Annotated in this window: 16 protein-coding genes and 1 tRNA gene; 7 read left to right on the top strand and 10 right to left on the bottom strand. The window is 71.0% G+C overall.

Annotated features, from left to right (window positions below):
- Positions 1-277: 277 nt before the first annotated feature.
- A complete protein-coding gene (locus ACZ5ON_RS15225; protein ID WP_465591387.1) occupies positions 278-955 on the top strand; it encodes a hypothetical protein in 678 nt (225 codons plus the stop codon).
- Between the two features lie 217 nt (positions 956-1,172).
- On the opposite strand, the gene ACZ5ON_RS15220 is transcribed toward ACZ5ON_RS15225, so the two are convergent.
- On the bottom strand, positions 1,173-1,523 hold the full coding sequence (locus tag ACZ5ON_RS15220; protein WP_465591384.1) for a helix-turn-helix domain-containing protein: 351 nt from the start codon (positions 1,521-1,523) through the stop codon (positions 1,173-1,175).
- A 39-nt stretch (positions 1,524-1,562) separates the two neighbouring features.
- Between ACZ5ON_RS15220 and ACZ5ON_RS15215 the strand changes: the two genes are divergently transcribed.
- Complete coding sequence (locus ACZ5ON_RS15215) at positions 1,563-2,489, top strand: hypothetical protein (RefSeq protein ID WP_465591381.1); 927 nt, start codon at positions 1,563-1,565, stop codon at positions 2,487-2,489.
- Complete coding sequence (locus tag ACZ5ON_RS15210; protein WP_465591378.1) at positions 2,486-4,291, top strand: hypothetical protein; 1,806 nt, start codon at positions 2,486-2,488, stop codon at positions 4,289-4,291. The genes ACZ5ON_RS15215 and ACZ5ON_RS15210 overlap by 4 nt, the downstream gene beginning before the upstream one ends.
- A gap of 260 nt (positions 4,292-4,551) precedes the next feature.
- Here ACZ5ON_RS15210 and ACZ5ON_RS15205 read toward each other — a convergent pair.
- From ACZ5ON_RS15205 to ACZ5ON_RS15170, 8 genes are all read right to left on the bottom strand, one after another.
- Positions 4,552-4,625 (bottom strand) — tRNA-Ala (locus ACZ5ON_RS15205).
- A 113-nt stretch (positions 4,626-4,738) separates the two neighbouring features.
- On the bottom strand, positions 4,739-5,896 hold the full coding sequence (sepX, locus tag ACZ5ON_RS15200) for a divisome protein SepX/GlpR (RefSeq protein WP_465591375.1): 1,158 nt from the start codon (positions 5,894-5,896) through the stop codon (positions 4,739-4,741).
- 152 nt (positions 5,897-6,048) lie between these two features.
- A complete protein-coding gene (locus ACZ5ON_RS15195) occupies positions 6,049-6,657 on the bottom strand; it encodes a GNAT family N-acetyltransferase (RefSeq protein ID WP_465591372.1) in 609 nt (202 codons plus the stop codon).
- 14 nt (positions 6,658-6,671) lie between these two features.
- Positions 6,672-7,205 carry a MogA/MoaB family molybdenum cofactor biosynthesis protein gene (locus tag ACZ5ON_RS15190; RefSeq protein WP_465591368.1) on the bottom strand — a complete coding sequence of 178 codons (534 nt, stop codon included), beginning with the start codon at positions 7,203-7,205 and terminating at the stop codon, positions 6,672-6,674.
- Positions 7,202-7,642 (bottom strand): cyclic pyranopterin monophosphate synthase MoaC, encoded by a 441-nt coding sequence (moaC, locus tag ACZ5ON_RS15185; RefSeq protein ID WP_465591791.1) that lies wholly within the window; start codon positions 7,640-7,642, stop codon positions 7,202-7,204. The genes ACZ5ON_RS15190 and moaC overlap by 4 nt, the downstream gene beginning before the upstream one ends.
- Before the next feature lie 158 nt (positions 7,643-7,800).
- Entirely contained in the window at positions 7,801-9,123 is a 1,323-nt protein-coding gene (glp, locus tag ACZ5ON_RS15180; RefSeq protein ID WP_465591365.1) for a molybdotransferase-like divisome protein Glp, read from the bottom strand.
- Between the two features lie 58 nt (positions 9,124-9,181).
- Positions 9,182-10,102, bottom strand: coding sequence for a UTP--glucose-1-phosphate uridylyltransferase GalU (galU, locus tag ACZ5ON_RS15175; RefSeq protein ID WP_465591362.1), 921 nt, complete (start codon positions 10,100-10,102; stop codon positions 9,182-9,184).
- Between the two features lie 46 nt (positions 10,103-10,148).
- Positions 10,149-11,174: a GGDEF domain-containing protein gene (locus ACZ5ON_RS15170; RefSeq protein ID WP_465591359.1), complete on the bottom strand. Its 1,026-nt coding sequence runs from the start codon at positions 11,172-11,174 to the stop codon at positions 10,149-10,151.
- A gap of 87 nt (positions 11,175-11,261) precedes the next feature.
- Between ACZ5ON_RS15170 and ACZ5ON_RS15165 the strand changes: the two genes are divergently transcribed.
- Positions 11,262-11,843 (top strand): 5-formyltetrahydrofolate cyclo-ligase, encoded by a 582-nt coding sequence (locus ACZ5ON_RS15165; RefSeq protein WP_465591356.1) that lies wholly within the window; start codon positions 11,262-11,264, stop codon positions 11,841-11,843.
- A gap of 62 nt (positions 11,844-11,905) precedes the next feature.
- On the opposite strand, the gene ACZ5ON_RS15160 is transcribed toward ACZ5ON_RS15165, so the two are convergent.
- Positions 11,906-14,635 (bottom strand): penicillin acylase family protein, encoded by a 2,730-nt coding sequence (locus ACZ5ON_RS15160; RefSeq protein ID WP_465591353.1) that lies wholly within the window; start codon positions 14,633-14,635, stop codon positions 11,906-11,908.
- Positions 14,636-14,884: 249 nt separating this feature from the next.
- Here ACZ5ON_RS15160 and ACZ5ON_RS15155 point away from each other — a divergent pair, with 249 nt between their 5' ends.
- The 3 genes from ACZ5ON_RS15155 to ACZ5ON_RS15145 all read left to right on the top strand — a co-directional run bounded on the left by ACZ5ON_RS15155 (position 14,885) and on the right by ACZ5ON_RS15145 (position 18,381).
- Positions 14,885-16,369, top strand: coding sequence for a potassium/proton antiporter (locus tag ACZ5ON_RS15155; RefSeq protein ID WP_465591350.1), 1,485 nt, complete (start codon positions 14,885-14,887; stop codon positions 16,367-16,369).
- Between the two features lie 296 nt (positions 16,370-16,665).
- Positions 16,666-17,955, top strand: coding sequence for an MFS transporter (locus ACZ5ON_RS15150; RefSeq protein WP_465591347.1), 1,290 nt, complete (start codon positions 16,666-16,668; stop codon positions 17,953-17,955).
- Between the two features lie 138 nt (positions 17,956-18,093).
- A complete protein-coding gene (locus tag ACZ5ON_RS15145) occupies positions 18,094-18,381 on the top strand; it encodes an FmdB family zinc ribbon protein (protein ID WP_465591344.1) in 288 nt (95 codons plus the stop codon).
- Positions 18,382-18,548 lie beyond the last annotated feature (167 nt).

Genomic DNA, 18,548 nt, shown 5'->3' with positions numbered 1-18,548 from the left:
CGACTGCTGGTTAGTCACGGAGGCGAGGCATGGCACTCACGATAGCCGCTGCAGGACGGCTACACCCATCACGATTCGCCAGCGTTGCGGGACAGCCCTTGGCAGCGGCCTGTGCCTCAAGTACGACCGGACTTGGCGTTCGCCGAGCGTGCGACCCTCGAAACCGACCCAGGAAGCCGGTTCGAAACAGCTGTTGTTCACACGCCGCGATAGGAGGAGGGGCCGATTGGTCCAACTCCTATATAGAACATCAATCCGAGGTGCGAATTATCGTTCCATGGTGCCAGACAACCAGTTACGCACATTTGGCATTTGGCTGCCATCATTGCCTGCGTCTTCCTACGATGTCTGTGGCTTTATTGGCCTGATGGGCGGTTGGGGTGTGATGGCAGACTCCGGGGACTTCGATCAGGATCAGGTAACGCGCGGCCTGCGCGAGGCGGCGGGCTTCTACGCCCGCAAGGCCAGCGAACTCAACTTGCGCCGCCAGGAGTTGGCGACGGAGTTGGCTGTGGTTGAGCAGGAGGTGGCCGTTGCCGAAGCCCGTCGTGAGGCTCTCACTCTCGCGCTCGCGGAGCTCGCCGTGCCGGATGGCCGCTCGACGGGGACTCCTGACCCCGAGCAACCCTCTGAGGAGTCCGCAGACGCTGCACCGCCTGAACCCGCACGAGGGGATGACAGCGGTCAGCAGGCTGCCGCACCGTCACTGGGTCGCCTCAAGCAAGGTGGCGGGCTTGCGAGCGGCCAGCTGGCGGAGGCGGTCATGCAGGTGATGGCGACCTCAGGGCGGGAGATGCGAGTCCGGCAGATCACCGAGGCACTCGGGCGCCCGCTTGAGCGACGGAAGTTCGAGACGGTCAGGGTGACGGCCAAGCGGCTGGTTCAGCAGGGCCGACTGCTGGAGGTCGAGACCGGGCTCTACCGGATCGCTCCGATGCTGAGGGGAGTCGCCTGACGCGGAAACCGGACGGGAATGAGACAACCGGCCTTCTGCTGTTCTCGGCAAGAGGGCGGGGCGCCGACGAGATTAGGCCCTCCATCGGCGCCCCAATACGTGGACCCACCTGAACGTGGCTCACGCACCTTCGAGGTTAGAGCAATTCTGCTCACCTCGAAGGGTGCGTGGCCTAATTCGTCGTTCCCGGTCGCTTTCCGGCCGGGGCGCGGAAAGACTACGTATGAACAGCAGTTCCCTTTCCACTCGCCACAGGGTAGAGCGCGACACCCAGGAAGTGCTCCAGGCGAGCGATGGTGGCGACGTCCGGCCAGGACCGACCGGCCAGCAGGTCAGCGATCGCCTGCCGGTTCACCCCGGACCCGGCGGCTGCCTGGCGCAGGCTCAGTCCTTGATCGCTGAGGGTTTCGGCGAGTCGGCGGGAGATCTTCCTCACCGACTCCGCTCCGACATCGGCGCTGGCCAGGCTGGGCCAGGCTTCCGGATCGTCGGTCAGATCCCGAGGGGGGCGCACGCGGGCGCGTCCTCCCACCATGCTCGCACCATCCTGTCCGTTGAAGTCGATCAATCCCCTGACGGCTGCTTGACCAGCCGGTATTCGTGGAGCGTGGTCCTTGATCCAGACACGTCCGCGAAGATCGCCCGCTACCGCCCTCGCGAGGCGCCATCGGCCTGGGACGACGTCGCGCCCTTGGTGCGCGCGGTCGTCACCGCCACGGTCACCGCAGTGCCTTACGACGTCGAGCGGCTGCTGCACGCCACGGCCGGGCTGGCACTGTGGGCGGAGGCGAGTGGGCTGCCGCGCGAGCCGGATGCCTGGTTGCGGGGCGAGGTCATCGATGCCTTCGTGCTGTCCCGGGCGGGCAGCGTGGCGCCGACCACGGTGCAGACCTACCGCACCTGGCTGCGGCGAGTACGCGACGCGTTGGCCTGGACCGACCGAGGCGAGCCGGTTCCGCCCCGGCTGCACGCGCCCGCCAATCCTCACGAGCCATACGAAGCAGGCGAGTTGGCGGGGCTGCGACACTGGGCGAGCTATCTGCCGGGCCAGCAGCGGACCGACGCGCTCGCCCTGATGGGGCTCGGTGCGGGCTGCGGGCTCATGCCCAGAGAGGTCGCCGCTTCCCGCGGCCGGGACCTCCGCCGCGCCGGCCCCGGGCATCCGCTGGTGCACACCGGCATCAACCGCTCTCCTGTGGTCGCCCGGGAAGGCTGGGAGGATGTCCTCGCCGAGCTCGCCGCCCTGGCCGGCGGCGGCTACCTGTTCCGGCCCCGCCGCACCACGCCCTACGCCAAGAACCTGATCGGCTCCTGGTCGCTGGTCCACCAGCCGCCAGCCGGTCTGCCACAGCTGTCGGCCGGACGGCTGCGGGCCACCTGGATCGTCGAGCTCATGTGCGACCGCATCGACCACGACCTCATCGCCAAGGCGGCCGGCCTCGCCTCGGCAGCGTCCCTGGCCCGCTACCAGCACTTCGTCCCACCACTCGACGACGCAACAGCATCCCGGCTCCTGCGGGGCCGCCGACCGTGACCGTCCCGGGTTCGTGGCGCGACCCGACGAAGATCCGGCACTGTCGCCCCCTTCCGGCCAGCGACGCGCCCGCACTGATCCCGGACTCCAAGGTGGGGCAGCTCACGCATCTGCTGCACCAGTCCGGAGCCGTCGAACTCATCGACACCGAGCTCCAGGGCCGCCCGGGACCGCCCGGGTTGCCCCCGCAGACCGTCCTGGTCGCCCTGCTGCTGTCGCTGCACTACAACAACAGCGCGTCGCTCGCCGACGCCTGCAGGATCCTGCTGGACCAGCTGACTGTCACCGCGCAGGGTTGGCTCGGCGTCCAGGATGTCGACCCGCAGGACCAGCATGCCCGGATCGCGTTCACGCGCCGCGTCTACCGCAGCTTCGACCGCCTCACCACGGCGCTCGATCCCAGCCGGTGCGACCGGCGAACGCGCCTGCCGCTCGCCGAGGCGGCGGTCCACGCCGCCGCCTGGGAGGACGACGCGCCCGAACACGTCCGCCGCAGGGCAGTACTCCAGGAGATCAGCAACCGGCTCGTCCTGGTCACCGTCCGCCTCGCCCACCGCCGCGGTCACCTCAAACGTTGGCTCGGCGACATCGGCGTCGACACCACCTCCGTCCCCGCCTGGCACCACCCACCAAGCGAGCGGCGCGATCTCGCATCCGTCGAGACCACCGCCGGCTGGCACTTCAGCGGCGGCAGCGACGAGGGCGTCTTCGGCCACAGCGCGACCGTGCTCGTCGCCGCCAGCAGACGGCATCCAGTCGGCCACCCCAAGGCAGGCGAGCGGGTCAGCCGGCATCCGCAGCTCGCGCTCGGACTCGTCCTGGACACTCCCGGCAAGCGCATCGGCCCCAACGCCGTCCAGGCCCTCGACGCCCTCGCCCTGCTCGGCCTGCGGCTGCCCACCGGCCTGCTGGCCGCCGACCGTGCCTACACCGACCAGCAGACCCACCACTTCGCCATGCCCGCCCGCCGCCTGGGCTACCAGCTCGTCCTCGACTACAAACAGGACCAGCGCGGCATCCAGGGCACCCACCTCGGCGCCCTGCTCGTCGACGGCGCCCTCGCCTGCCCGGCCATGCCGGACGCGCTGGCGAACGCCACCACGGGCCTGGACGACAAAGCCGTACGCAACCTCGACGACCAGCAGACCAGCCGCATCGCCGCGCGGGAGCCCTACTTCCTCAAACGCAAACAGGGCCCCGACCACACCGGCACCATCCGACTGCAATGCCCAGCTGCGGGCCCCTCCCCGGCGGTGACCTGCCCCCGCTTCAACCGCCTCCACCGGCCAGAAGCCAACGTGCCGGCCGTCATCGATCTGACCAACGCCCGCGCCACCGCCGCCCACCCCTCGGCGAAACCCGCCGTCCAGATCAGCCCCGCCGAGCGCCTCCGGCCACCGCCAGGGACAGAACTGCCGAGAATCTGCCGCAAGCCGACGATCACCATCCGCCCCGGCGACCTCGGCAAGCTGGACAAACTCCGCCAGGACCGGCCCTACCTCGGCGCAGCCTGGCACGACACCTACCGGCCCATCCGGGCGAACAACGAAGGCCTCAACGGCCGGGCCAAGGGCCACCGCATCGACATCGCCGAGCCGAAGAAACGCCTCGCCCACGGCCGCGTCGCCCAGTCCCTCCTCCTCGCGCTCATGATTTGCATGATCAACCTGCAGATCATCCACGACTGGCTCCAGACCGAGACCGCCGGCACCGAGAATTCCGCACCCGGAGCCGACGAGGACTACGACAGCCTCACCCACGCCCCCGCCGCCATCAACGGGCTTCCCCCACCAGCCGCCTGACGAGCCGTCCACCCAAGCCCGGAAGCGACTTACGTCACACTGTCGTTGGCCCACACCCCAACGGCGGCCCCGGCATGCCTCCTGCACCCCGAACCACCCCCGAAGTGCTGCCAAAGCCCGCCGGACGTTACTCGCGAAGGCCTGCCGAGATCGGACATCGCCTCGAACAGGCCCTCACAACGCAGAAATCCCGCCCGGCCGAGTCGGCCGAGCGGGATCTCGTGACCAGTCACGAGTCGGACTCGTGAACAGTCGTTGGGTGGAGCTGAGGGGATTCGAACCCCTGACCCCCTCGATGCGAACGAGGTGCGCTACCGGACTGCGCCACAGCCCCAACGAGAAAGAACTCTAGCACCTTTTCGAGGTGGCTCGTGACCACCCCCCTGCCAGCCGGACGCCCCGCTGCAGGTCACTGACCGGCGGCGGGGCGTGAGGGGTCGGGGCGGGCTACTCGTTGGCAGCCCGGGGGCGGGCGAGGTAGTCCTCCCCCGGCGGCGGTGGGACGACCTCGGCGTACTGGTCGAAGAGGGGCGTCCTGCGGAGTTCGGCCGGGCGACCGGAGTCCCAGGCGTCACGGGCGTTGAGATCGAGGCCGCGGGTGACCCGGGGGGCCACCGGAGCGGTCACGTACGTCGGCAACGGCACCGGAACCGGCTCCCACGACTCCGGACCGGCGGCGGCGTTCTCACGCATGCCGTCCACCCACTCCTCGTGGTCGGTCGCCTCCGCCAGCACCGCGGCCGAGCTCTCCGCGGGCTCGCGCCGCCCGCCCGGCTCGGCCACCCGCAGGTGCGGACGGTCGGAGTCGGCAGGACGCTCGAAGACCCGCTCCCCCGCCCGCTCCCCCGCCCGGTCCGCCGACCGCTCCGCCGCGAGCTCCACCGTCGACTCGTCCGCCCGCTCCGCGTCCGGCTCAGCCCCCCGCTCAGTAGGGAACGCGTCGTCCCCCGCCACCTCGGGGCGGCCCGCACGGGCCCGCTCCCGCTCGCGGAGGCGCTCGGCGGCCTGGGCGGCGCGGGCGCGGTCCAGCTTGACCTCGTACCGCTGGTGCTCCAGCCGCCTGAGGTAGCCGATGTAGAGGGTGAGGAGGATCGCCGGAACGGCCGGGACCCAGAGGAAGGCCACGCCCGCCACCGCGGCGGTCACCGCACCCGCCGCGAAGGCGAGGAAGAGTGTGGTGACCATCCGCCGCCGCCGGGCCAGCAGCCGGGCCCGCCGGTCGCCCGGGCGGGCCTGCGCACCCCGCTGCGGCGAAGGCCCGGAGGCCGCCTGGCAAGGGGCGTCCACCTCGCTCCGGTCGGCGGAGGCCGAAGCGCCCGATGATCCTGGGGACTCCGGGGACTCCGGGGACTCCAAGGACTCCAAGGACTCCGGGGACTCCGAGTCGGGAACCGGCTCCGAAGCCGGACTGTCGCCGTCGTCACCGAGGGACCGGGCCGCCCGCCGCTCCAGTGCCGATCGGCCGGCCAGCAGGCGGATCGCGGTACTGAAGCGTTCCGTCGGACGAGCCTCGTTCAGCTCGTCCTGCCTGCGGAGCCACATCGGCACCAGATAGGCAGCCCAGGCCCCTACGATGACCGCGTAGATAAGGCCGCTGCTGCTCACCTTTCACACGGTACGGGGGTCGGTGAAGGCCCGGCAGCAATTTGGCACGGCGTGTCGTGCGATCAAGCTGATTCTCCGACTATTTTGCCGGCATTTGTGACCACTCGCGGGGGTGGCGATGCCATATCGATATCATCTATTCGAACATATATTCAATTACCGTACTGACCTCGGGAACTGACCGCACGCCAGCGGTTCAGCAGGCCCTCCGGCACCTCCTCGGCGGTCAGCGCATAGACCAGGTGGTCCCGCCAGTCCCCGTCGATGTGCAGATACCGTGGACGCATTCCCTCCGAGCGGAAGCCGAGCTTTTCGACGACCCGGCGGCTCGGCCCGTTCTCCGGTCGGATGCAGACCTCGATCCGGTGCAGGCCGAGAACCGCGAAGCAATAGTCCACCGAAAGCGCCACGGCGGTCGGCATGATGCCCCGGCCGGCCACCGCCTCGTCGATCCAGTAACCGACGTTGGCCGAGCACATCGAGCCCCAGGTGATGCTGCCGACCGTCAACTGGCCGACCAGTTCACCCCGGTAGAGCACCACGAAGGGCAGGATCCGCCCGGCCGCCGCCTCGCCGCGCAGGTAGCGGACCATCTGCCGGTACGTCGGCCGGGAGCCGGCCATCCGGCCCTGCTGCGCGGGCGGAACGGTCGCCTCCCAGCGGCGCAGCCAGTCCCGGTTCCGCCGATTGGCCTCCTGCCAGGCGCGCTGGTCACGGACCCTGATCGGGCGCAGCGTGACGTCCCCCTGGTGCAGCTCCACCTGCCAGCCGCTGTTCAGTTCGCGCCTCCCTCGGAACCCGCGGCGGGCCCGGCTGGCCCGCCCTCGTCCGCGGCCGGCCGGGGGTGGTCGCCGCCGCCGAGCTGGTCCACGGCGTGGGCGAGCAGCGGTTCGAGGACGGCCAGGCCGTCCCTGACGCCGCCGGTGGAGCCGGGCAGGTTGACGATCAGGGTGCGTCCGGCCAGGCCCGCCAGGCCCCGGGAGAGCGCCGAGGTGGGCACCTTCTCGCGCCCGTGCGCCCGGATCGACTCGGCGATGCCGGGGATCTGACGGTCGATGACCCGGGCGGTCATCTCGGGGGTCAGGTCCATCGGCGAGATTCCGGTGCCACCGGTGGTGAGCACGACGTCGTAGCCGGCGGCGACGGCCTCGCGCAGGGCGGCCTCGACCGGGTCGCCGTCGGGGACGACCCGCGGGCCGTCGGCCTCGAAGCCCATCCGGCGCAGTCCGGCGACCAGCAGCGGGCCGCCCCTGTCCTCGTACACCCCCGCGGCGGCGCGGTTGGAGACGGTGACCGCCAGTGCCCTCATCGCGAGGCCTCCGGCGCGTACCAGTCGCCGCTCTTGCCGCCGGTCTTGGCGAGCACCCGGACGTCCTCGATCGCGGCACCCTTGTCGACCGCCTTGACCATGTCGATCACGGTGAGGCCGGCCACGGCGACTGCGGTGAGGGCCTCCATCTCGACGCCGGTCCGGTCGGCGGTCCTCACGGTCGCCGTGATCTCGACGGCCTCGTCGGTGACGGTCAGGTCGACCTTGACTCCGGAGATGGCGATCGGGTGGCAGAGCGGGATCAGCTCGGGGGTCCGCTTGGCGCCCATGATCCCGGCGATCCGCGCGACGGAGAGCGCGTCACCCTTGGGCACCCCCTCGCCACGCAGCAGTTCGATCACACGCGGGGCCACCCGCACCCGTCCGGCGGCCACGGCCGTCCGTACGGTGGTCGCCTTCTCGGAGACGTCGACCATGCGGGCGGCGCCGGTGTCATCGACGTGCGTGAGGCGGTCGCCGGGTCGCTCGCCGGAGGGTGCGGTCACGGGGAAACTCCAGGGGTACGGCAGACAGGCGCGGCGCGAACTCCGCGCTGTGGGTACGAATACCGCGCTACCGTACCTCCCCGCCCCGCTCAGTCCGTGAGAAGGACCACATCCACGGTGCTGCCCGGGGCCAGCGCGGTGGTCTCCTCGGGGACGATGATCAGGCAGTTGGCCCTGGCCAGCGCACCGACCAGGTGCGAGCTCTCGCCACCGACCGGGCGCACCTCGCCGTCCTGGTACCAGCCGCGGAGGTACTGCCGCCGCCCCGCCGGGGAGCGCAGCTCGTCCGGGCAGAGGGCCCGGACCACCGGGCGGTGGATGTCCGCGGCACCGAGCATGGTGCGGATCACCGGGCGGACGAAGAGCTCGAAGGAGATGTACGCGCTGACCGGGTTGCCGGGCAGCGCCAGCAGCGGCACTCCGGCACCGGCCCCGATCCGGCCGAAGCCCTGCGGCTTGCCCGGCTGCATCCTCAGCCGGCGGAAGTCGACCCCGGCCCCCTCGCCGCCCTCGACCGACTGGAGGGCCTCCTTGACCACGTCGTACGCGCCGACGCTGACGCCGCCGCTGGTGACGATCAGGTCGGCCAGGCCCAGCTGGTCCTCCAGGACGGAGCGCAGGGTGGCGGCGTCGTCCGGGACGCCGCCGACCCGGTAGGCGATCGCGCCCGCGTCCCGGGCGGCGGCGGTGAGGGTGAAGCTGTTGGAGTCGGAGATCTGTCCGGGGCCCACCCTCTCCCCGGGCTGGACCAGTTCGCTGCCGGTGGAGAGCACCACCACGCGCGGCCGCGGCCGGGCCCTGACCGTACCGCGGCCGATGGCGGCCAGCAGGCCGAGCTGGGCCGGGCCGAGCATGGCCCCGGCCGGGAGCACCCGGTCGCCGGCGGCGATGTCACTGCCGCGGCGGCGGATGTGCGCGCCCTCGTCCACCGGGCGCAGGACGCGCACCTCCTCGCCCTCGACCGGGGCGGCCATGCTGTCGGCGGCCCGCCCTGTACCGGCGCCGCCGTCGGTCCACTCGACCGGGGCGACGCCCTCGGCGCCGGGGGGCATCGGGGCACCGGTCATGATCCGGGCCGCCTGGCCGGGGCCGACCTTGGGCAGCTCGCCCGCGCCCGCCGCGACGTCGCCGACCACCGTGAGCACCGACGGGTACTGCTCGGTGGCCCCGGCGGTGTCGGCGGTGCGAAGCGCGTAGCCGTCCATCGAGCTGTTGTCGAAGGGCGGCAGGTCGGTGGCGGCGACCACGTCCTCGGCGAGGGTGCAACCCTGGGCGTCCAGCAGCTGGAGTTCGATCGGCGGGAGCGGGGCGATCTGCCCGAGGACGTCGGCGAGATGCTCGTCGACCGTCCACATCCGGGGCGCAGCCGGGGCCGAACTCTCTTCGCAGCAGGGGTCGTTCGTCCCGGTCATCGCCTCACGCTCGCTTCCTCGCAGCTCGGTCGCGCCCCGGCGGCCGGTCGGCCGCGGCTCAGTCCTGCATCTCGGTGGCCACGAACTCCCTGAGCCAGGAACGGAACTCCGCACCCAGGTCCTCGCGCTCACACGCAAGTCGGACGATAGCGCGAAGGTAGTCCGCGCGGTCGCCCGTGTCGTAGCGGCGCCCCTTGAAGATCACACCGTGCACCGGTCCGCCGGCGGACTCGTCCCGCTGGGCCAGCTCGCGCAGCGCGTCGGTCAGTTGGATCTCGCCGCCGCGGCCCGGCTCGGTCTCGCGCAGCACGTCGAAGACCGCCGGGTCCAGGATGTAGCGGCCGATCACCGCGTAGTTGGACGGCGCGTCGGCGGTGTCCGGCTTCTCCACCAGGTCGGTGATCCGGAACACGTCCTCGCCGAAGCCGTTGGGCTTCACGGCGGCGCAGCCGTAGAGGTGGATCTGCGAGGGGTCGACCTCCATCAGCGCCACCACCGAGCCCCCGAGCTCCTGCTGCACCTCGATCATCCGGGACAGCAGCGGGTCGCGCGGGTCGATCAGGTCGTCACCGAGCAGGACGGCGAACGGCTGGCCCGCGACGTGCTGTTCGGCGACCGAGACGGCATGGCCGAGGCCCTTCGGGTCGCCCTGGCGGACGTAGTGCATGTTGGCCAGGCGGGCGGACTCCTGGACCCGGGTGAGCCGGTCCTTGTCACCCTTGCGGGCGAGCAGTTCCTCCAGCTCGTAGGCCCGGTCGAAGTGGTCCTCCAGGGCCCGCTTGTTGCGGCCCGTGACCACCAGTATGTCGGAGAGCCCGGCGGCGGCGGCCTCTTCGACGACGTACTGGATGGCCGGCTTGTCGACAACCGGCAGCATCTCCTTCGGGGTCGCCTTGGTCGCGGGCAGGAAGCGGGTCCCCAGCCCTGCGGCGGGAACGACCGCCTTCGTGACGGGCGTTCGGGAGTGCGTCTTCGTCATGGCGTCGACCTTACTGAGGCATGGTTCCGCTGACCTGAGATCCGGGTTAACCGAACGTAAACCCGAGATCACTTTCAGATCCCGTCGTGTCCGGCGGTTGTGGCCGGGGAGGACGGGCAGCACCGATGGAGGTGAGCGGTGCCGCCCCTTCGGTGCAGGGCGCCAGATTACCGGTGCTTTCAGCGTTTTCGGGCTGATTGTTCCGATCCTCCGGTCCGTCCCGGGAGACGTCGGGCCCGGCGTCGTCGGTGCCGCGGGCGAGGGCGGCCTCGTGCGAATGCCGCACCGGGTCGGCCCGGTGCACCGGGTCCACGGGTCTGGTGTGGCTGACCGGGCTCTCGTCACCGGTGTGCTCGGACTGCCGCGCGGAGCGCCAGCAGTCGCCCCCCGCGCTGCGGGCGCGGGCGAGCGCGCGGTCGGCGGCGCGCAGCACGACGGCCGCGTGCATGCCGTCGGCGGGCAGCACCGCGATGCCGATGGCGGCGGTCAGACCGTTGCCACCGACCGGCCTGCGGGTCTGCGGGCCGGCGGGCGACCAGTCCAGCAGCTGGTGCCGGCGCACCGACCAGCAGAGCCGCTCGGCCACGTGCGCCGCGCCCTCGGCGCCGGTGTCCGGCAGGAGCACCAGGAACTCCTCACCGCCGTACCGGCCGAGGGTGTCGGAGCGACGGATCTCCACGCTCAGCCGCTGGGCCAGGTCACGCAGCACCGCGTTGGCCCGGCGCCGCCCGTGCTCGGCGACCACCGCCTCGAAGCCCGTGATCTCCATCATCAGCAGCGCCAGCCGGCGCGGGCCGGCGCCCGTCCCGGCCCGGCGGCAGCGCTCCACCTCGCGGTCCAGGGTCAGTTGGAGATGGCGGTAGTTCCAGACACCGGTCTGCGGGTCGCAGGACGCGGTCCGTTGCAGCGCGTCCCGCTCGGCCTCCAGCTCGGCGATCCGCTGCCGCAGCCCCGACTCCCGCTCGGCGGCGCCCGCGGCGAGCCGGCGCAGCCGCAACCCGGACAGCGCGGCCGCGGCCAGCCCGGTGGCGCTCAGCCCGGCCAGGGCGCCGGTCAGCAGCTGGGTGGACATCCATCGCCTTCCGCATGTCAGGCTCTGAACGCCGACCGGCACAGGACAGACCCGTGGCGTCGGCGGGAGCGGACCCAGGAGGATCCATTGCACAACGAGAAGGCCGAGCTGAGGTCACGGCTGCTCGCGGACCGACGTGCGCTGTCGCCCGAATGGCGCGAAACCGCCGCCGCCGCGCTGTCGGAACACGCCGTTGAGCTGGCCGGTCCGGGGCAGACCGTCGCCGCGTACGTGTCGGTCGGGACGGAGCCCGGGACCAGGCCCCTGCTGGACGCCCTGCGGGGACGGGGAGTTCGGGTGCTGCTGCCGGTGCTGCTCCCCGACAACGACCTGGACTGGGCCGAGTACCAGGGCCACGAGCGGCTCGCCCCCGCCGGGCGCGGCCTGTTGGAGCCGACCGGGCACCGGCTCGGTCCGGACGCGGTCTGCGGCGCCGCGCTGGTCCTGCTGCCCGGGCTCGCGGTGGACCGGCGGGGCCTGCGGCTCGGGCGCGGCGGCGGCTCGTACGACCGGGTGCTGGCCCGGCTGGCCCGCGCCCGGGCACACCCGCTGCTGGCCACGCTGCTGTACGACGCCGAACTCCTCGACACCGTCCCCGCCGAGCCCCACGACCACCCGGTCCACGCCGTGGTCACACCGAGCGCGGTGCACCGCTTCGGCCCCCGATGACGCGGAAGGGGCGGCGCGTCCCGGAGGACCGCGCCGCCCCTTCGTGGGGTCACTGCACGGGCTTACTGCGCGCTGAGGACCAGCTTGTGCTTGGTGGCCTTCTCCACCGCGTCCGCCGACCAGGCCCAGGGCAGCAGATCACCCTTGGCCCACAGGGCGGTCTGGTCGTTGTAGTTGGCGTGGAAGGCGTGGCCCGAGGCGCCGCCGACGTTGATCCAGCGTGAGGCGTTGAAGTCGCTGAGGTCGACGACCATCCGCATCGAGGGGATCCAGTCCACGTCGTACCCCGCCGCGGCGTTCCACCCGGAGGCGTTGACCGCCGCGCTGCCGCCGGAGAGCTGGTACGGGCCGCGGTTGAGCAGCGCGTGGACCAGCCCGGAGGCGATCGAGGAGTCGTCGGTGCCGAGCGTCTGCTCCTTGAGGCTCAGCGAGTGCAGCCGGCCCCAGTTCCAGGTCTTGATGTCCTTGCCCATCTGCGCGGTGAGGTCCTGGCGGGCGTCCTTGAGGGCCTCTGCGAGCAGGTTGTTCAGGCCGTGCTGCTGGATGTGGTTGGAGTCGACGTAGTCCCACCACGGGCTCTTGGGGTTGGCCAGCTGCTGCCGGACCACCTCGGTCCAGCGGTCGCCGCCGTCCGGCTGGGCGAAGTGGGCGTCGCGGGTGCCGCACTCGGTGACCGGGTGCGTGTCGGCGCCGACCGCGCCGTCCGGCAGCGTGCTGTTGCTCTTCTGGCGGACCAGCAGGCAGTCGCCCTTGGCCCGGAGGTCGGCCGGGAACTTCTGGCCGAACGCGAGGGTGAGCAGCTGGCGCCAGACGCCGTTGTAGTACGCGGCCGCGGCGGAGTCGGCGTCCTGGCGGTAGTTCCAGGTCTTCAGCAGGTCCTGCGCCTCGCGGACGTACGGGTCGGTGATGTTGACCTTGAGCAGCAGCGGGACCAGCGTCTGGGCCATCACGTTGGTGTTGTCCAGCTGCATCGACTGCATGTCGTCCGGCGAGATCTTGCCGCCGTTCTTGAGCTTGCCCTCGATCAGGTCGGTGATCTGCTTGGCCCGGGTGCCGTACTCCCAGTCCTTGGTGAGCAGGTACGGGTAAGTGGCGTCCACCACGGCCTGGTTGGCGGTGACGATGTAGCCGTTCTTGGGGTTGAAGCTGTACGGCAGGGAGTTGAAGGGCACGAAGTCCTTCTTCCAGCCGTAGCTGGAGTCCCAGCCGGGGGCCGGGTAGCTGCCGTCGCCCTTGGTGCGCTGCGGGATCATGCCCGGCGCCTGGTAGCCGATGTTGTTGCTGGTGTCGGCGTAGATCAGGTTCTGCGCCGGGACCGCGAAGTCGGCCGCGGCGGCGCGGAACTCGGTCCAGTTGGTGGCGCGGTCCAGCATGAAGACCGCGTCCATGGTCTTGCCCGGGGTGAGGGCGGTCCACTGGAGTGCCACGCCGTAGCCCTGGGCGCGGTCGGGTGCGGCGTTGCCCGCGGGGGCGTACTTGCCGACGCTCTGCTCCTCGGAGCTCTGGTCCGAGATGAGCGGGCCGCGGTTGGTGGTGCGGACGGTGATGGTCCGGTCGGCTCCGCCGGCGACCTTGATGGTCTCCTTGCGGGTCTGGAACTTCACCTGCTGGCCGTCGACCAGGTAGGTGTCGGGGCCGGTCACCTTCTCCAGGTAGAGGTCCTGGACGTCGGCGCCGAGGTTGGTGAAGCCCCAGGAGACCTTCTGGTTGTGGCCGATCACCACACCGGGCATGCCGGCGAAGGTGAAGCCCGAGGTGTCGAAGCCGCACTTGGCGCTGACGGTCCGGCAGTGCAGGCCCATCTGGTACCAGACCGAGGGCAGGCCGGGGCCGAGGTGCGGGTCGTTGGCGAGCAGCGGCTTGCCGGAGACGGTGTGGTCACCGCTGACCACCCAGGAGTTGGAGCCGATGCCCTGGCCCTGCGGGCCGAGCAGTTGCGGCAGCGCGGCCATCTTGTCGGAGATGTCGGTGAACAGCGACTTGGTGGCGGCCCGGCCCTGGGCTGCGGCAGCGGTGGCGGCGGCCGGGGCGGTGGAGCCGTCGGCGGGCTGGTAGTTGCCGTCCTTGCCGATCGTGCCGGTCTTCACGATGGTGCCGTTGCGGTCGTACGGGTAGTCCGGGTACAGCTGGGCGATCTGCTCCGGCGAGAAGTCCTGGGAGAGCAGCGACCGGTCGATCTCCTCCTGCAGGTTGCCGGAGAGGTTCCAGGCCATCGCCTTCAGCCAGGCCACCGAGTCCACCGGGTCCCAGGGCTCGGGCTTGTAGCCGCTGTTGACCGCGCCGAGCACGGCGTACTCCAGCGAGGCGCCCTGGCCGCCGGGGTGCTGGTTCAGCCAGGCGTTGACGCCGTCCGAGTAGGCCTTCAGGTACTTCTTGGCGTCGGCGGAGAGCTGGGTGTCGTACTCCTGCTGCGCGACCTGGCGCCAGCCCATGGTGCGCAGGAAGGTGTCGGTCTCGACCTGACCGGACCCGAACATCTCGGAGAGCCGCCCCGAGGTGATGTGCCGTCGAACGTCCATCTCCCAGAACCGGTCCTGGGCCTGGACGTAGCCCTGGGCGCGGAACAGGTCCTCGGGGGTGTCGGCGTACAGCTGCGGGATGCCGTTGGCGTCGCGCTTGACGTCGACCGGCGCCGACATGCCGGCCACCGAGACGCTGCCGTCCACGTCGGGGAAGGAGGCGCGGACGGCGCTCACCGCCCAGTAACCACCGCCTCCGACGGCGGCCACGAGCAGCACGACCAGCACGAGCACAAGCAGCCGGGCGCGCCGGAACTTCTTCGAGCGGGGCATCTGGGTCCTTGGCTGGGTTGCGTTGACGGCCGTGACAGGTCACCACATTAGGGCGACTCGCTTGGCGGACATGCACTGGGGACGTCCACGGTCGGCCGAGGTGGACCCTATCCGGTCTCGATGGGCGGAATCAGACAATCAAAGATCAGGTAAAATGTTAGACTGAGTAACAAGTCGTCGAGCGAGCCAATCGTTTCCGGCCACTCTCTGCCCCCCGACCGCCCCCTTGACGTGCCGAGGTGCTACTGCGTGACTGTCGACCACCTGAACCGCTTCCTGCTCGAGTTCTCCGCGATACTCCTGTTCGCGGTGGTGGCCGTGCGATTCTCGACCCGATCAGGGTTGCCGAGTCTGCTGATCTACCTGGGCATCGGCGTCGCCATGGGCCAGAACGGCCTCGGAGTCACCTTCAACAACGCCGAACTCACCCAGGTCCTCGGCTACGCGGCCCTGGTGGTGATCCTCGCCGAGGGCGGTCTCAAGACCAGTTGGCAGGCGATAAAGCCGGTCCTGCCGGCCGCCTCGGTACTGGCGACCCTGGGCGTGGCGGTCAGCGTCTTCGTCACCGCGGCCGGCGCGCACTGGCTGGCCGGATTCGACTGGCGGGTCTCGCTGCTGCTCGGCGCGATCGTCTCCTCCACCGACGCCGCGGCGGTCTTCTCGGTGCTGCGGATGGTACCGCTGCCGTCCCGGCTGACCGGTCTGCTGGAGGCCGAGTCCGGCTTCAACGACGCCCCCGTGGTCATCCTGGTGGTCGCCTTCGCCACCACGGGGCCGCTGGACTCCTGGTACGTACTGGTCGGCACGATCATCGCCGAGCTGGCCATCGGCGCCGTCGTCGGCCTGGTCGTCGGCAAGCTGGGGGCGTACGCGGTCAAGCACGTCGCACTGCCCTCCTCCGGCCTCTACCCGATCGCCGTGATGTCGCTGGCCGTCCTGGCCTACGCGGGCGGCTCGCTGCTGCACGGCTCCGGCTTCCTGGCGGTCTACACCGCCTCGGTGATCCTCGGCAACGCCAAGCTGCCGCACGGTCCCGCCGTCCGGGGATTCGCGGACGGGCTGGCCTGGATCGGGCAGATAGGCATGTTCGTGGTGCTCGGCCTGCTGTGCACCCCGGAGACCATGGGCTCGGCGTTCGTCCCCGCGCTGGTGATCGGCGCGGTGCTGGTCTTCGTCGCCAGGCCGGCCTCGGTCTTCGCCACCCTGACGCCGTTCCGGCTGCCCTGGCGCGAGCAGGCCCTGCTGAGCTGGGCCGGACTGCGCGGGGCGGTGCCCATCGTGCTGGCGACCATCCCGCTGGTGGCCGAGGTGCCGCAGGCGCAGCAGGTCTTCAACATCGTCTTCATCCTGGTCGTGGTCTTCACCCTGGTCCAGGGCCCGACCCTGCCGCTGGTCGCCCACGGCCTGCGGATCTCCGAGGGTGCGATGGGCCAGGACCTGGGCATCGAGTCCGCGCCGCTGGAGCACCTGCACGGCCGGCTGCTCTCCGTCGCGCTCTCCGCGGAGTCGAAGATGTCCGGCGTCGAGGTCGGCGAGCTGCGGCTGCCCGCCGGGTCCGCGGTCACCCTGGTGGTCCGGGACGACAGCAGCTTCGTGCCCGACAAGACCACCGTGCTGCGGGGCGGCGACGAACTCCTGGTGGTCACCACCGAGGAGGTCAGCGAGGCCGCCGAGCGCAGGCTACGGGCGGTAGACCGGGGCGGAAAGCTTGCCGGTTGGCTGCACGGTCGCTAGATTCCTACCTTTTCCACGCTGTTCACCATGCATTGATCGCGTGGAACCGGTCCGCAATGCGTACTATGGACCGACATACCTGTTTCGATCACCGAAAATCCGCAACATCTGTCTGATGCAGAGTTGGCGCGACCGCTCGGCGGCCGTGGTCCCTCCTCTGCCGGCCCGCTTCCGCGATTCCCCCGGCCGGCGTGGACCCGGTATCTACCCCGGTCAACGCACGAGAGGACAACTCTCGGCGCTACCGGGCCGCCCCATGCCCGGTGAGTGCTACCAGGCAGCAGGAAGGACCGACCGTGACGGCGCGCCGAACGGTCGCAGAGCCCACTCCCACCCGCGTCGGCTACGGCACCCTGCTCCGCACCCCCGGAGCCTGGACCTTCCTGGTCCCCGCCTTCGCGGCCCGACTCCCCTACGCGATGCTCAGCGCGGGCATCGTCCTGCTCATCCAGAGCGCCTACGGCTCGTACGGCACGGCCGGCCTGGTGGTGGCCTTCGCCGCCGCGACCCAGGCGCTGATCGGACCGCAGACCGGCCGGCTCTCCGACCGCTACGGCCAGGCCGCCGTGCTGCTGCCCACCGTCGCGGTGCACGCGGTCTCGGTGGGCGCGCTGATCGCGCTGGCCCTGGGCCACGCCCCGACCTGGACGCTCTTCGTGTCCGCAGGCGTGGCCGGTGCCAGCGTGCCGCAGATCGGCGCGATGGTCCGGGCCCGCTGGGTGACCAGGCTCTCCGACTCGCCCAAGACGCTGAACACCGCGTTCGCCTTCGAGTCCGTGACCGACGAGTTCACCTTCGCGATCGGACCGGTGCTGGCCACCGGCATCGCCGCCCTGGTCTCGCCCTCGGTGTCGCTGATCACCGAGGCCGCGCTGACCGTGATCGGCGGCCTGGCCTTCGCCGCGCAGCGCGGCACCGCGCCCGCTCCGCACCTGTCCGTACCCGGCGCCGAGCAGGCCTCGGCGCTCGCCTCGCCCGGTGTCCGGCTGCTGGCGGGCTCCTTCCTGGGCGTGGGCTCCGTCTTCGGCGCCATGACCGTCACGGTGGCGGCCTTCGCCAGGGCCGAAGGCCAGCCCGGCCTCAACGGCGTGGTGTACGGCATCTTCGCGGGCGGCAGCATGCTGGCCGGCGTGCTGTACGGCATGATCGCCTGGCGCCGCTCCGTCAAGCAGCGGATGCTCGGCAGCTACACGCTGCTGGTCCTGGGCTGCTCGACGCTCTGGGCGATGCCCAACCTGACCGCGCTGGCGATCGCCGGCCTGTGCTGCGGTCTGGCCATCGCACCGACCTTGATCAGCGGCTACACCCTGGTTGAGACGCTGGTCTCGGCCGGCGCCAAGACCGAGGCGTTCACCTGGCTGACCGGTGCGATCGGCCTCGGCCTGGCCGCGGGTTCGATCGTGGCCGGGCTGCTGGTGGACGCGCACGGTGCCCGGGCCGGCTTCGTGGTACCGGTCGTCGGGGCCGGGATCGGCCTGGTCGCGCTGGTGTCGCTGCGGCGACTGCTGGACACTCCCACCGGGCCCGGCCGCATTGCGGCGCAGGGTGGGGCCAAGGTGCAACTGGCCGGCGCTTCCAAGGGCTGAGACGCGTCCGCTGCCCCGGCCCGTACCGGGCCGGGGCAGTGATATCTCACACCCGATGTCGCTGGACTGATCCAGCGGAATGCCGCATCATTGACCGTCGTTAGCACTCATCAGGCGAGAGTGCCAGGAGGAAGACAAGTGCCCACGTACCAGTACCAGTGCACCGAGTGCGGCAACGGCCTGGAGGCGGTGCAGAAGTTCACCGACGAGGCGCTGACCACGTGCCCCGACTGCCAGGGGAAGCTCCGCAAGGTCTTCTCCGCTGTCGGCGTGGTCTTCAAGGGCTCGGGGTTCTACCGCACCGACAGCCGGTCCTCCTCGAGCAGCTCGGTGAGCTCCTCGTCCTCCACCTCGTCGGCTCCGGCAGCCTCCCCGGCTCCGGCAGCGAGCACCAGCACCAGCACCAGCACCAGCACCGCGAGCTGACGTCGGCACCGCCGTCCGCGGCATCCGCACGAAAGGCCCGGGTTCGGAACCGAACCCGGGCCTTTCGTATGACCGCACCAGCCTTGTGGGTGAACGAAGTTGTCCACAAGGCCGGGTTTTCCACAGGAATTCGAGGGGGCATTCCGCGGCGGGTGCGGTGCGCGCAG

The sequence above is a fragment of the Kitasatospora sp. NPDC032150 genome, assembly GCF_055579945.1.
The sequence above is the reverse complement of the archived record's forward strand: the minus strand, read 5'-3'. Positions and strand labels throughout refer to the sequence as shown.